Source organism: Pedobacter puniceum (assembly GCF_009674685.1).
GTDB lineage: Bacteria > Bacteroidota > Bacteroidia > Sphingobacteriales > Sphingobacteriaceae > Pseudopedobacter > Pseudopedobacter puniceum.
Window position 1 is genome coordinate 1 of record NZ_WKJI01000002.1, and the last position, 15,171, is coordinate 15,171.

The 15,171-nt window shown below is 36.3% G+C and carries 8 protein-coding genes; 2 read left to right on the top strand and 6 right to left on the bottom strand.

The features are described from left to right. Positions 1-1,319, top strand: a 1,319-nt coding sequence (locus tag GJJ64_RS16830; protein ID WP_195759244.1) for an MFS transporter, incomplete at its 5' end; no start/stop codon positions are given. Between the two features lie 142 nt (positions 1,320-1,461). On the opposite strand, the gene GJJ64_RS06820 is transcribed toward GJJ64_RS16830, so the two are convergent. From GJJ64_RS06820 to GJJ64_RS06845, 6 genes are all read right to left on the bottom strand, one after another. Beyond that, positions 1,462-2,766, bottom strand: a complete 1,305-nt coding sequence (locus GJJ64_RS06820) for an IS110 family RNA-guided transposase (RefSeq protein WP_154286972.1) — start codon at positions 2,764-2,766, stop codon at positions 1,462-1,464. A gap of 372 nt (positions 2,767-3,138) precedes the next feature. Next, entirely contained in the window at positions 3,139-5,058 is a 1,920-nt protein-coding gene (locus GJJ64_RS06825; protein ID WP_154286973.1) for an OmpA family protein, read from the bottom strand. A 9-nt stretch (positions 5,059-5,067) separates the two neighbouring features. Further along, the gene (locus GJJ64_RS06830) at positions 5,068-6,042 is read right to left on the bottom strand and encodes a PorP/SprF family type IX secretion system membrane protein (protein WP_154286974.1); all 975 of its coding nucleotides are present in this window, start codon (positions 6,040-6,042) and stop codon (positions 5,068-5,070) included. A 1-nt stretch (position 6,043) separates the two neighbouring features. Next, on the bottom strand, positions 6,044-6,556 hold the full coding sequence (locus GJJ64_RS06835) for a gliding motility-associated C-terminal domain-containing protein (RefSeq protein ID WP_154286975.1): 513 nt from the start codon (positions 6,554-6,556) through the stop codon (positions 6,044-6,046). A gap of 6 nt (positions 6,557-6,562) precedes the next feature. Then, positions 6,563-10,117 (bottom strand): BspA family leucine-rich repeat surface protein, encoded by a 3,555-nt coding sequence (locus tag GJJ64_RS06840; RefSeq protein WP_154286976.1) that lies wholly within the window; start codon positions 10,115-10,117, stop codon positions 6,563-6,565. 73 nt (positions 10,118-10,190) lie between these two features. Next, positions 10,191-12,941 (bottom strand): hypothetical protein, encoded by a 2,751-nt coding sequence (locus GJJ64_RS06845; protein ID WP_154286977.1) that lies wholly within the window; start codon positions 12,939-12,941, stop codon positions 10,191-10,193. 274 nt (positions 12,942-13,215) lie between these two features. On the opposite strand from GJJ64_RS06845, the gene GJJ64_RS06850 reads away from it, so the two are divergent. Next, positions 13,216-15,096: a T9SS type A sorting domain-containing protein gene (locus GJJ64_RS06850; protein ID WP_154286978.1), complete on the top strand. Its 1,881-nt coding sequence runs from the start codon at positions 13,216-13,218 to the stop codon at positions 15,094-15,096. Positions 15,097-15,171: the final 75 nt, after the last annotated feature.

Here is a 15,171-nt window from a genome sequence, read left to right on the forward strand (position 1 = left end):
GAGCTTTCATGATGGTTCCTTCGGTTAATATAGGTTCTTTCGGATTAATCCTAACTGCATTTTTTGTGATTGCTATAGGTTTCTCCCTACAACAAACGGCAGCCAATCCTTTTGCAGTAGCTTTAGGCACACCAGAAACTGGTGCTGATAGGTTAAATCTTGCCGGTGGTGTAAACAATTTTGGTTCTTTATTAGGCCCCATTATCGTAAGTATTATCTTATTTGGTACAGCCGCAGGTGCCGAGCCTAAAGCCGTAGAAATTACTTCTATCAATATGCTTTATTACATCCTAGCTGGTTTGTTTATTGGGGTAGCCATTTTCTTTGCTATCTCTAAATTACCAAAAGTAACCAGTGATGAACATATAGAAGCCAGTAAAAAAACGAATGGTCCTTTACTGATTATGTTGGTAGCCTTTCTGTTGATTTTAGCTGCCGATCCTCTAGCAAGTATGACAGGTATATCTGCAGCTATTTATGTTTATGCCTCTTTACTTATTGTAGTATTAACCTTATTCTTATCAAGCACAGCAGCAAGCAAAAAGCCCGAAGGCTGGGGCGCAATGAAATATCCTCAATTAATTTTAGGGATGCTAGCCATCTTTACCTATGTAGGGGTAGAGGTAAGTATACAAAGTAATTTTGGAGCATTGTTAAATACGCCAGCATTTGGTTCTTATCCAGAGGCAGAAATAGCGCCTTTTATATCCTTATACTGGGGCAGTTTAATGATAGGCCGTTGGACAGGTGCTATATCGGCTTTTAACCTGAGCAAATCGGTTAAAAATATTTTAACTATAGTAGTTCCCTTTATTGCCTTCGCGGTGATATTAGGTTTTAACCATATCAGCGGTACTGATATTGGTAATTTATACATCTATGCCATTTGTATTGTGGTATTGATAGCTGGCTTCTTTTACAGCCAGGAAAAACCAGCAAAAACTTTGGCTACATTTTCTGTATTAGGTGTTGTAGCTATGGTAATTGGCTTATTAACCACAGGTCAAACAGCAACTTATGCTTTCATCAGCGGAGGTTTATGTTGCTCTATCATGTGGCCATGTATTTTCTCATTATCCATCACAGGCTTAGGAAAATACACCAGTCAAGGTTCCTCATTTTTAATCATGATGATATTAGGCGGTGCTATAATTCCACCAGTACAAGGTATATTTGCCGATAATAGCGGTATCCATTTATCTTACATTATCCCTGTAATATGTTTCGCTTATTTATTGTTTTTTGCATGGAAAGTAAGTAAAGAGCTACAAAAACAAGGCTTTGATGTCAATAAAATTGAAACAGAAGGTGGGCATTAATGATTTAAACCTCCTTCTATAAAAACATAGCAGAAAGCTAAGCTAGAGGCTGTCTCAAATCATCACTTTATGTCAGGCTGAGCGGAGTCGAAGCCTTTTCTTATCCTTCGACTTCGCTACCATTGACGTTTTTAATAACATATTAATTTTCAATCAATTGCAAATTCAGCTCATTTGCTTTTTTAATAACAAAGTTCAACTGTTGCCGCTTTAGTTTTTCTTCATACTTCTTTACTCCCTGCTCTACATAATCCATTCCCTGATCAAACATCCTATAGTATAGTTCCGCTATTTTTCTAGCTGTGGCTTTAATTGCAATACCTGAACCTTTCCGGGATTTAAGCCTTCTTGCAAAAGCTCCTAAACCGGGCTGTTTACTAATCAAAAGACTTTGAGCTGCTTGTTTGAAAATCTGCCCAGCTCTTGTTATTGGTTTTTTCTTGCTTCTTTTATTCATTTTACCCGATTGATGTTTACCGGGAGCTAATCCTAACCAAGATATAAATTGTTTAATTGTAGGCCATTGTCCAATATTATTTCCTAGTTCTGCTGTCAATTTTAGCAGGCTGTAATCCGTAAGCCCAGGTAATACTGTAGGGTTTGCTCCATGGATTCCTAAAAGCAAATTATGTAAATCTTTTATCTCAGGTTTATTATGGCGTATAGGTTTTATGGGATAATTGTCCTTATAATCTTTATCGGACTTGTGGTTGTATTCTTCTAATATTTTAGCAGTTTCATTATCGCAGCTTTTCACTTGTTGCAAATAAAACATATACCCATCGTAAGCCTGCTGAAGTTCGAATATATATTCTTCTTTGTAATTACCTTCTAAAGCCTGTAGAATATCCTTACCCTTTGTTTTGATTAGGGAACTTGTGCAATAGCTAAGCAAAATCTCTGCACTTCTCTCTCCTTGAAGTATAGCTTTAATCATAGCCATACCACTTGCTCCATGGGTTTGAGACAATACTTCTGGCAGTCTAATATTCATCTGAATAAGTGCTTTCTGCATATGCTGGATATGGGAAGATGCCATCTGGAGTTTATCCTCACGCATTCGTGTATATACCCTAAGTTTTCTAACTATATCCTGGGGACCAAAGCTTTTGCGTAACAGTCCATAACTAAATAGCTGCTGTATCCACTGGCAGTCCTGTACATCTGTTTTTCTTCCGGGCAGATTCTTGCTGTCTGCTGGATTGACCAAGGTTACATCAAAGCCTTCTTCCTCCAGAATATCGTAAAGGGTAATCCAATATATACCTGTGGCTTCCATAGCTACATGGGTAATTTTATGCGCTCTTAAATATACCGAAAGTTCCCGATAGGAGGATGTGAATGTTCGGAAATTACGTACGGGCTGTTCTTCTACAGAAACAAAAACTTTCTCGCTGCCGATATCTATACCAGCGCTGTTTGGATAGATGTTACTTAAACTACTCATGCAAATAAGCGGCCTTTTTAAAAAAACCTTGAGCCTAGGGCATCTTAAAAAAGGATATTGCTACCATGCGGGATATCATAAGATTCACCAATATTGTTTAATATCATGCCCTAAAACAAAGCTCAGCAACAGGCTATAGCACTATTAGAACGACTGTTATGCTGCTCTTGGTTTTTTGCCGCTGCAAAGTTAACGTCATTTCATATTGATTTATATGAAATATATTAGACCTCAGGATGACAACAAAGGTCCACTCAATGTGACAAATATGATTTTTGAGACAGCCTCTTCTCTTTAAAAATTTATACTAAGCTGGATGTTAGCTTATGTATCCTAAACTTTGATAAAGGAGAATATACGATTCTTAAATAGCTATTTGTCTTTAATAACCTTAAACTCTACCCTTCTATTCAATGCATGGTCTTTCTCGCTACATTTAACTCCATCTTTACAATGGTTTTCTAACATAGTTTCTCCAAAACCAATTGCCTTAAGTCTATATTGCTCTATACCTTTTTGTATCAGATATTTCATAGCTGATTCTGCCCTCTGTTGAGATAAATATTGATTATAAACCATACTTCCTCTGGCATCAGTATGTGCTCTTAACTCTATATGTACTAAAGGCGCATTTTTAAGATATTCAAACACTTTATTTAATTCCTTACTAGCATCGTAACGTATATCCCATTTATCAAAGTTAAAATAGATATTATTGAGTCTTACAATATCATTCTCCTTGATTTCTAACTCTAGTTTCACTTCGAAAGTTTTAGATTCTTTTAAGCCTTTGGTAGAAATAGTGAGTTCTTGTTCAACACTATTTCTTGAGTTATAAAGTGCTATTTTGTAATCTGTTTCTTTTTGTAAAGTATCTAAAACAAATTTACCAAGGTTATCAGTAACAAGCTCTACCACCTCATTGGTACTCAAATTTGTAATTAAAATTTTAGCTCCACCTATGGTAAATGTTGTGCCTTTTTGTACCACTATACCTTTTAAAGCAAAAATTAATTCTTTTGGTGGGGTAATATTAAAACTATAAATATCATCTAGCCCTTTACCGCCTAACCTGTTTGAAGATAAATATCCCGTAAAATCATCGGTAAATACCATCCCAAAATCATCATTTGTAGAATTTATAGGTGCTTGAAGATTGATAGCGTCTGTAAAGTTATTGATGCTACCATCAGCTTTAAAAATATCTAAGCCGCCTAAACCAATACGTCCGTTTGATGAAAAATAAAGTTGATTATTTTTAACTACCGGAAATACTTCATCATCAAGTGTATTGATACTTGTACCACAATTGATAGGTTCGCTCCATGTATGATCAGCATTTTTACGAGACACAAAAATATCCATACCGCCTACGGTACCCTTCATATTAGAAGCAAAATATAATAGTTGCCCATCAACAGATAATGCCGGATGTTGCGCAGAATAATTAATACCATCACCAAATAAACGAGTGGCTTTACTCCATACACCATTTTGTTTAACCGCAAAATAAATAGCATTCCTAATGAATTTGAAACTACCTTTATTTCTACCTTTTGGTTTTTCTGTACGTGTAAAATAAATGGTATCTCCTTTTGCAGAAAAAGAACTGGTGCCATTATGATAATCTGTATTAATTTGTACAGGAAAGGGGATTATATTTTGATTATCAACCTGATATTCATAAAGCTTAAGGTAAGCATTACCTGTCCATCCATAGATATTTTGATATTTATTTGCTTTGCTAGCGTCTATTTTTCTGTCTGAGCTGAATACAAAATTTTGTTTGTAAATACTCATAGAAAAATCTGCAAACTCTGAGTTAGCCAACATAAATGGCTTAATCTCTACCTGCCTATTTGGATAGTGTAACCACTTTATTGCAGAATCACAGGAGGCAATTTTGTTTTTTATAATGGATGCATCTTGAGGTACAATGCTTAAAAATTTTTCATAATTTTCCTTCGCTTGCTGATGTTTTCCATTTTGTTTTAAAGCATCAGCATAATATTTATATGCTGAGGGTTTAAAGTTTTGAAATCCCAAAATCATGGCGTAAACACGCTCGGCATTTTTAGCATCATTTGTATAACGATAACAATTTGCTAATTTTTCTGCGATTGCTAAATTGGGTCTTTTTTTAAGTAATTTTTCGTATATCTGTATTGCAAAATTATAATCATACTTTTGATACAACCTATCTGCTCTTTTAATACTTGTACTTTGTACAGCTAAGGGTAATATTCCTAAACAGAGCGTACAAATAATTAATATTTTCTTTAAATACTTCATCTTTAAAATTTAAAAGAACCTTGGTGTTTGTAAAGCGGTATCATATTTTGAATTGATGGCAAAGCCAACAGAAATCTCATGAGAGCCCTGTACATATCTGCCAATAGTTGAGGATAAGTTATAATCATACGCATAACCAACACGTAGGTTTTTAGCTATAAAAAACTCCATCATCCCTACCATAGAGCTATTTCTAAAAGTTTGATTTACATCTACCTTTTGCCATAAAGACAAATTGGTTCTGTAAGAAGTACCTATCCAAATTTTTTCATTAAACAACAAAGCTGCGTTAATATCCATACTAGTAGGCCCTCTAAAATCTTCCTTAACCAAAATAGATGGTTTAAACTTGATATCCTGATTTAAATCTGCCAAATAACCTAAATTTAGCATGTAGTGTCTACCTTGTTTTGTTACCGTTCCGTTTGGCGTATTTTGATAGTCCAGAGACCTGCCAAGCATATTGATAATGGAAAAACCAGCAAAAAAAACATCATTAGAGTAGTGGATACCAAAACGGGCATCGGGTGTAAAATGTGTTAAATCAGTTGTTAATTTTTGATCAGAATTATCTGCAATAATAGCATCAGAACCCAATAATGAATATTCGGAAATACCTAGTGCCAAGCCAAATGCCAAGCGTTCGTTATCAACACCTACAGGTAAACGATAAGCATAATTGGCATACACAGATGTTTGACCTTGTAATCCAATACGATCATTTAACACTAATAAACCAAGTCCAACTTTTTTAGCTTGCCCCAAAGCTGCATCTGCAATAATAGATTGTGTTTGTGGTGCACCGGTTAAACTTGTCCATTGGTCGCGGTGTAATAAGCTAAGGTTTAAAGTTTCTTTATAACCGGCATAGGCTGGATTAATAGCCAAAGCGTTAAACATATATTGGCTAAACTGTGCCTCCTGTTGGGCCATTGTTTTATGGCTTAGTAAGATAAAAAGCAGTGTATAAGTTATTAATCTCATATTAGTCTTCTTTAACTACGGTGATAAAGCCTTTAAATATTTGCAATTGCCCGTTAATGGTAACCCTTAAAATGTAGAAATAGGTTCCAGTATGTACATTATCACCTTTCCAAGCACTTGCAGACGAATAATTTGCTGCTTTAAAGACTTCGCCTCCCCATCTATTAAAAATGGTTAAGGTATTTTCTGGATATAAATCAATATTTTCTATTACCCACGAATCATTTTTCCCATCTCCATCTGGCGAAAAAGCGTTATAAAAAACTAATGGAGAAGCCAAATTGGTTTCTACATAATAAGGCTGCAAAAAACCTTGGCTAAGTAGCATGTTTGGTAAACTTGTAAAAGTTTCTGTTAATACCATTTCTCCTAAATTGCTATCAAACATTTCTCCATTGATAATGCTATACATACCTGCCGAGTTTATAGCATAAGGCAAATGATCTGGCGTTTGTGCTTTAATTTTGCTTAAAAAAATTAAAGAAAACATATATATTAAAATTTGCTTTATCATAGCTTATTATTTAATACGGCGGTTTTGTAAATTTGTACTTATAGCTGCAGGGTTTACCATTACCTGCCTATAACTTGCAGCAAAGCTCATGAAAAATGGTGTGCTAATACTCGGAAATGTTAACCTAAAACTTGTATAATCTATACCATTTATTGTTTGTGTTCCTGTGGCTGGTATTGAAATGTTTTGAGTGCTATTAAAATTTTCTACATTGCTATGCACTAAAAACACAGATCTGTTACCAAATATATTTGTTAATGCTGATGTAGGATAATAAACCGTTACTGGTTGGCTAAAATTATTACTTATTTGCACTCGCCATAAACGCTGCATTCTTTTACCTAGCCGTAAAGGTTTGGCTATTGGAGTACGTATAACATCACTACCATTATTATCTCCCCATACTAAGTATTGTTTATCTAGATTAAAATTGTTTGTATTACTATCGTTATCTGCTGCTATTTCACCTAAAGATATAATTAGTTGGTTACCGCTATTAATTGATTGAGATTGCTTTTGATTTAAAGTAGTTAATTCATCTCTACCTATACCTGCAATATTATTTTGAAAACGGGTATTCCCTTCCCAAACCACAAATGTACCACCTGTACTTTCATAGTTAAATGCCGTATTTGCCCCTAAGCTTATACCCCATTTTATTGCTAAATAGGTTAAAATTCTACGTCTATTAATTGTATCACCTAAATTATTTGTTGGTGCTCTATAAAAAATCATTTCTGCTATATCTCCCGCAAAATTATTACCAATTGCATCAGCACCTACCCTATATATACCTGTGGTATTAGGTAATAATAACCCTCCTATAGGAATAAAAATTGAATCAGTTTTTAAGCCATTTCTATTTAATAAAAATGTACCCGCACTTGTTGCGTTTATTGGAGGACTTAAAGAAATAACCTTTATTTGGGTATCATTTAATGGATTATTGTAATTAAACCCAATTGTAGCACCATTATTTGTGTAACTTACATTACTTGTTGTAATACTAGAACTAACAACAGGATTTGCAGTACCTTGATGAGAAAACAAAGTTTGATTACCACCATTAAAACGACCAACGATATAAGCTGTTTGTTGACCTGGAAACGTGGAAGATCTATAACCACTATTAGTTGCCACACTTTGTAAAACATCATCAATACCATCAAACCTTATTACCGGGTTAAAATTCAAGCTATTAGCAACCACCATTGGATTTGCATTTACAGCGGGAGGTGCTAGGCTATTAGGTGTTGTTGCTTGTAAGCTCCTATTACCCCAAAAGTCTATTGGCCCATTATTAGTAGGTGTATTACCATTTTGTGTATTTCTATCTGCATCTAACCACCATGATAAATTTGTAGAAACCCCGCCAGGCGCACAGGCCAAAATGTCTCCTGTAATTATCCAACCATTGGTAGTTATTAAACTTTGTCTTTGTGGTAAACTAAAGCAATAACCACGCCCACTTGCACCAAGTTGCACCCCATTTAAACGAGGCTTGCTTGCCCAAACTACTAAAGTTTGGTCATAATTTTCAACACTCATGTTGGTATTATTTAACATACCTGCCATAGTGGTTACTTTACTAATATCAAAAGTAGCTAAACTTTGGTTAAATGCGCCTTGAGTTGGTGCCATCAAAAACATATTCTGCATATTGGTTACATTAGCAGTATTCCAGTTATCAAGAGGTTGGTTAAAGGCATAAGCATTTTGAAACATAGAAGCCATTGTTGTTGCCAAACCAGTATCCCATGAATTAATGTTCTGATTAAAAGCCCGGGCATTATTAAAAACACTAGAAAAATTTGTAACCTTACCTGTTTTCCAATTACCTATTGGCTGATTAAAATTAATTGCTCCTTGAAAGATTGCATTAAAAGTATTTAGATTATCTGTATCCCAATTACCTATAGGTCCATTAAAATTAACCGCATTATTAAACATTTGTGCCATAGTAGTAACATTTCTAACATCCCAACTACCAATATTTTGATTAAAAGATGAAGCAGTATTAAACATACTTGCCATAGTAGTAACTAAAGAAGTATTCCAATTACCTATCGGTTGGTCAAAAGCTATAGCACTTAGAAACATACTTGCCATAGTAGTTACTTTAGAAGTATTCCAATTACCTATCGGTTGGTTAAAAGCTGTAGCACTTTGAAACATATTGTTCATTGCCGTAACATTGGCCGTGTTCCAGTTATTAAGTGGCTGGTTAAAAACTGTAGCACTTTGAAACATATTGTTCATTGCTGTAACATTGGCTGTATTCCAGTTATTAAGTGACTGGTTAAAAACTGTAGCACTTTGAAACATATTGTTCATTGCCGTAACATTGGCCGTGTTCCAACTACCAATATTTTGATTAAAACTTGAAGCACCACTAAACATACTTGCCATAGTAGTTACTAAAGAAGTATTCCAATTACCTATCGGTTGGTCAAAAGCTATAGCACTTTGAAACATACTTGCCATATTAGTAACTAATGAAGTATTCCAATTACCTAAAGGCTGGTTAAAAGCTGTAGCACTTTGAAACATGCTCAACATATTTGTTACCAAACTGGTATTCCAATTACCTATCGGTTGGTTAAAAAATCTATTATTAGAAAACATAGAAGACATATTGGTAACACGAGAGGTATTCCAACTACTTATATCCTGATTAAAAATAATAGTTGGAGTTGCTGGCGGAGTATAAGGAGCGCCAGAAAACATTGAAGACATATTAGTTACATTAGCCGTATTCCAGCTGTTTAAAGGCTGGTTAAAATTTCTTGCGTTTTGAAACATTCCAGACATGTTTATAACATTACCTACATTCCAAACATTTATATTTTGATTAAAACTTGAAGCACCACTAAACATATTTGCCATAGTATTAACTAAAGAAGTATTCCAATTATCTAATGGTTGGTTAAAAGCTGAGGCATTTTGAAACATATTCGCCATAGTAGTAACTAAAGAAGTATTCCAATTATTTAATGGTTGGTTAAAAGCAGAGGCACTTTGAAACAATGATTGCATATTAACTACAGTACTAACATTCCAACCATTAAAATTACCTACATTAAGCAATGTACAGTTCAAAAACATGGCTGAAAGATTCATATTTGCTCCTAAAATTGGCGCATCAATAATAGATACTGAAGTTAAATTAGAACAACCAGAAAATGCATTCTGAAAAGATGACCAAGTGGAAGTACCCCATTGTACAACTTCAGTTAACTTCAATCTATCACCTCCATTATTGAAATTTATGCGTGTTACATTGCTATATTCTATCTGATAAGATGTTGGGTTACCAATTATTTCGTTATTATTAATTGTTCTTGCCGCACTTACATTAGGAAAAGATGCTAAAGTAGTTGTACCAGTAATATCTTTAACTATTATATTTACATTTGTATTAGGCTGTGCTCCAGTAAGTGTAAAACTATTACCTGTACCTAGTTGTGTATTTACTTTTATGATAAATTGAGCATAAGTATTTATGTTTACAAAACTTGTAAGCAACACAATTATACCAATGTATTTAAGCCTACTTCTCATTTTAATTAATTTACTTATCTAGAAATTTTGATTCATTTGTATGATTAACTTTTTATGATGCTATAGTACTATATTAATTTTTGGGTACTAAAACTATATTCATAAATGTTGATTCTGTTGGTGCAGCACTATTAACAGTGTAAGTTAATACACCATTAACATCAATACTAAGATTACTAAAAATAGTAGTATCATAAAAAGTTATATAATAATAAAAATCAGTTGCAGCAGGTACAGTTGGAATAGCAGGTGGCGCACCTGGACTTATTACTAATGGATTATTAAACTGTTGATAGTATTCATTATATAAATTAATATTAAATGTACCTGCAGTTGTTATATCAATAGCAACAGAAGGCATATAAATATAATTTTTAGCTGCAGTAGAGTTAGCACTACTTAAAATGATAACATCACCATTAGCATTTACGCCTAAAGTAGCTCCTGCTGTAGAATTTACGGGGGAGGCACTGGTTAAATTGGTAAATCTTAATCCAGAATTTCCTATAGTACCCTCGCTAATTTCTAATTTATTATTAGGATTTGCAGTTCCTATACCTAAATTACCTGCACCTGTTAGGCTTAAGTTAAAACCTGCTTGGTCTACAGTAGTTGCACTGGTTAAGGTACCTCCTAAGGTAACGTTTCCATTTGTAGCAGTTAACCCATTATTTGCACTTACTAAAACGGCTACTGCTGGGCTATTGGCTACCCCATTTACTGTACTAACCAAGTTACCATTGGTGGCAGTTAGGGTATTGGTAAGCACCTGAGGTCCTGCCGGGCCTTGTGGGCCTGTTGCTCCTTGTAAAGATGCCAACCATTGTGCCTCTGTACCTACAAAACCGTTTGCTACTGCTGTTTGATAAGCTGAGCTTCCTGTTGCGCCTGCCGGGCCTTGTGGGCCTGTTGCTCCCTGTAATGATGCTAACCATTGTGCCTCAGTACCTACAAAACCGTTTGCTACTGCTGTTTGATAAGCTGAGCTTCCCGTTGCACCTGTTGGACCTTGTAGACCTTGTGGGCCTGCTGCACCCTGTAAAGATGCTAACCATTGTGCTTCCGTACCTACAAAACCGTTTGATACAGCAACTTGATAGGCTGAACTTCCTGTTGCTCCTGTTGGACCTTGTGGGCCTGTTGCTCCTTGTAAAGATGCTAACCATTGTGCTTCCGTAGCTACAAAACCGTTTGATACAGCAACTTGATAGGCTGAACTTCCTGTTGCTCCTGTTGGACCTTGTGGGCCTGTTGCTCCTTGTAAAGATGCTAACCATTGCGCCTCGGTACCTACAAAACCGTTTGATACTGCTGTTTGATAGGCTGAGCTTCCTGCTGGACCTTGTGGACCTGTTGCTCCTTGTAAAGATGCCAACCATTGCGCCTCGGTACCTACAAAACCATTTGTTACTGCTGTTTGGTAAGCCGAGCTTCCTGTTGCGCCGGTTGGACCTTGTAAAGATGCTAACCATTGTGCCTCGGTACCTACAAAACCGTTTGTTACTGCTGTTTGATAGGCTGAGCTTCCTGTTGCGCCGGTTGGACCTTGTAAAGATGCTAACCATTGTGCCTCGGTACCTACAAAACCGTTTGTTACTGCTGTTTGATAGGCTGAGCTTCCTGTTGCGCCGGTTGGACCTTGTAAAGATGCTAACCATTGTGCCTCGGTACCTACAAAACCGTTTGTTACTGCTGTTTGATAGGCTGAGCTTCCTGCTGGACCTTGTGGACCTGTTGCTCCGGTTGGACCTTGTAAAGATGCTAACCATTGTGCCTCGGTACCCACAAAACCGTTTGTTACTGCTGTTTGATAGGCTGAGCTTCCTGCTGGACCTTGTGGACCTGTTGCTCCGGTTGGACCTTGTAAAGATGCTAACCATTGTGCCTCGGTACCTACAAAACCATTTGCTACTGCTGCTTGATAGGCTGAACTTCCTGCTGGACCTTGTGGACCTGTTGCCCCTTGTAAAGATGCCAACCATTGCGCCTCAGTACCTGCAAAACCATTTGCTACTGCTGCTTGATATGCTGAACTTCCGGTTGCGCCTGTTGGACCTTGTGGGCCTTGTATACCCTGTGGACCTTGTAAAGATGCTAACCATTGTGCTTCCGTTCCCACAAAACCATTTGCTACTGCTGCTTGATAGGCTGAACTTCCTGCTGGACCTTGTGGACCTGTTGCTCCTTGTAAAGATGCCAACCATTGCGCCTCGGTACCTACAAAACCATTTGCTACTGCTGTTTGATAAGCTGAGCTTCCTGCTGGACCTTGTGGGCCTACTGGACCACCCGCCGGACCTTGTGGACCAATTGGGCCTTGTGGGCCTTGCAATGAAGCTAACCATTGCGCCTCGGTACCAGTATAACCATTATTTACTGCTATTTGAAAAGCTGACGGTCCCGGAGAACCTACTCCACCCCCAGCATATAAGGCATAAGGCACACTTAATAATTGTGCCGTACCAGCTAAAGAATAATTACTTCCATTATTTGGATCTACTTCAACTTTAATGTATTTAAGACCACTTGCCCAATTTATCGAAGAAAAACTACCTGTGGTGGTTAACGCCCCTGAACTTCCTATCTGCACATTATAAAGTCCTAATAAATTGGTTGTAACCCCTCTTGTCTCGGTATATACACTGGTACCAGTTGCACTACCTTCTAATATAGAAATCCTAAGAGCAATAGCCCTGTTAACAATAGGAGTTCCATTTGCATTTCTAGCGGCTCCCTGATAATTAAATTGTTGAGGAACTTGAGCAAACAATAAACCTGCGTACAGATTTAACAAGAGGGCAAAAATGAATACGATCTTCTTCATGCTTTTTAAATGAAAGTAATTTTACACAAAGTTAAAATCAGCCCCTAAACAGACTTTACATATTTTGGCTATTTATACAACTATTTAGACTTAAAAGAAAAATATTATTACGTTAATCATATATTTTACAACTAACGCAGTATTTATTAATCATTAAGCATCAAATAAGATAAAATAGTTTAAAAATGAGTATAAATAGTTTTACATATAACCTAGTATATTAACCAGATTAGTAAAATATTTAAACATTCATTTATCCTCAATAAAATAACTTATGAAAAGAAATTATCTTATAGCTTTACTATTGGCCGCACAATTCAATAATGCTTATAGCCAAAAGCTTTGGTCGCTTACCCGATCACAAGCGTCTTATGCAAGTAATAATAATAACCATTTTTTGGTTTGGGGAGATAATGTAGAAGGGCAACTAGGCTTAGGAGATTGTATGGTACCAACTCCTGTAAATACAGGTACTAGCCAAAGTAGCGTATTAAATCATCCCTTTGCTGCTTTCTCTAATATATCATTTGCCGCGGTTGGCGAGACTTATGGTGCAGTTATTACCCAAGATGGCAAATTATTTGTTATGGGATGGAACCCTTCTAGGCAATTAGGTTATTTAGCTTCAGAAGAACTCTCTAACACAGAAAATAAAATAAGAAGCCAAGCCTTTAATGTTGCTAATTGCGAGCCTAGTAGGATTTTACACCCAGCTGGCACTACAGGTTGGAAACAAGTAGCCGTTGGAGAACGTTATATGGTAGCTATAGCATCTGACAACCAATTATACAGTTGGGGAAGAAATGTTTATGGTACTTTAGGAAGATTGAGCCCAACCCCAGGTAGTACTACAACAGATCCTGCGGTTACTGCTATCCCTAATCCCATTGGTGTTACCAGTTGGAAACATATTTTTAGCGGCTATAACCATGTTTTAGCTATTGCCCAAAATGACAGATTGTATGCCTGGGGGCACAATTATGCCGGACAACTTGGAACAGGAACCAGCACTAACAGCCCTGATGGTTTACTTTACGAAGTACCTTTACCAGCTGGTGCAACGGGCTGGAAATGGGCTAATGCCGATGGCGGTCAGCCTAATGGAGGTACTGATGATCTTGCAAGCGAATATTTAGATTTCTCTTTAGCTATTACCCTAGAAGGAAAATTGTATGCCTGGGGTGGTAATGAGGATCAAAATGATGCTATAACTGGCAAACTTGGAAATACCACTGTTGATAGACAGCTAAGCCCAGTAGAAATACCATTACCTGCCGGAGCGACTTCATGGGTTAAAGTTGTTGCAGGAGGAACACATGCTTTGGGTATTACCAATGATGGGAAACTTTATTCTTGGGGCTCTGGGAATGCCGTTGGAAGAGGTGCAGGAGGTCCGTTTGCTGTAGGTGAAGTATCCATGCCCACAGGTGTTACAGCTTGGCTTGATGTTGAGGCTGGACTTAACCATACTTTAGCATTAGGTAATAATTATAAGCTTTATGGTTTTGGTAGCAATGCACAAAGTGCAATATTTAATAATGCCAATACACCAACTAATGCTAATGCGATTATTACAGATCTTACTCCTATTCCACTAGCTGTTAATCTATTTGATTTTAAAGCTCATGCTCATCATCAGCGAGAAGTACAGCTAAGCTGGCTAACCAAAGGCGAAAAAGACCATGCTTATTTTGAAATTGAGCATACTAATTCTATACAAGCAGCTAACTGGAAATTTCTGAAACGTATTGAAGGTGCTGGCAATTCTGAAACGGCTATTAATTATTCTTATACGCATACAAACCCTATAATAGGTAATAATTACTATCGATTAAAACAAGTAGACTTTGATGGCCATTCCAACTATAGCAATATCATCAGTATAGCCCTAAATGAAGCTGCTTCAATTAAATTATTCCCCAATCCAGCTACCACTGAAATTAATATGACATTAAATGCAAGTAAACCCATCCAGCAATTTGAAGTTTATATTTCTGATATATTAGGAAACATTGTTTACGAGGAAAAAGGAGTAAAAACTTTATATGATACCTCCACTTACAAAATTAATATTACAAACTTAAAGCCTGGTGTCTATTTTATTGAAATTAAATATCTAGACTATCATGAAAAGTTAAAATTCATCAAAGATTAAAAAAATGTATATCACTATGCTAAATCAGGATGGCACTATTAATATCATAAAATTTAGATTTTACAATTAATTAAA

What these genes read in the sequence shown, in the direction of transcription:
- GJJ64_RS06820 (WP_154286972.1), bottom strand. Translation starts at nt 2,766, where the DNA reads ATGAGTAGTTTAAGTAACATCTATCCAAACAGCGCTGGTATAGATATC.
- GJJ64_RS06825 (WP_154286973.1), bottom strand. Translation starts at nt 5,058, where the DNA reads ATGAAGTATTTAAAGAAAATATTAATTATTTGTACGCTCTGTTTAGGA.
- GJJ64_RS06830 (WP_154286974.1), bottom strand. Translation starts at nt 6,042, where the DNA reads ATGAGATTAATAACTTATACACTGCTTTTTATCTTACTAAGCCATAAA.
- GJJ64_RS06835 (WP_154286975.1), bottom strand. Translation starts at nt 6,556, where the DNA reads ATGATAAAGCAAATTTTAATATATATGTTTTCTTTAATTTTTTTAAGC.
- GJJ64_RS06840 (WP_154286976.1), bottom strand. Translation starts at nt 10,117, where the DNA reads ATGAGAAGTAGGCTTAAATACATTGGTATAATTGTGTTGCTTACAAGT.
- GJJ64_RS06845 (WP_154286977.1), bottom strand. Translation starts at nt 12,941, where the DNA reads ATGAAGAAGATCGTATTCATTTTTGCCCTCTTGTTAAATCTGTACGCA.
- GJJ64_RS06850 (WP_154286978.1), top strand. Translation starts at nt 13,216, where the DNA reads ATGAAAAGAAATTATCTTATAGCTTTACTATTGGCCGCACAATTCAAT.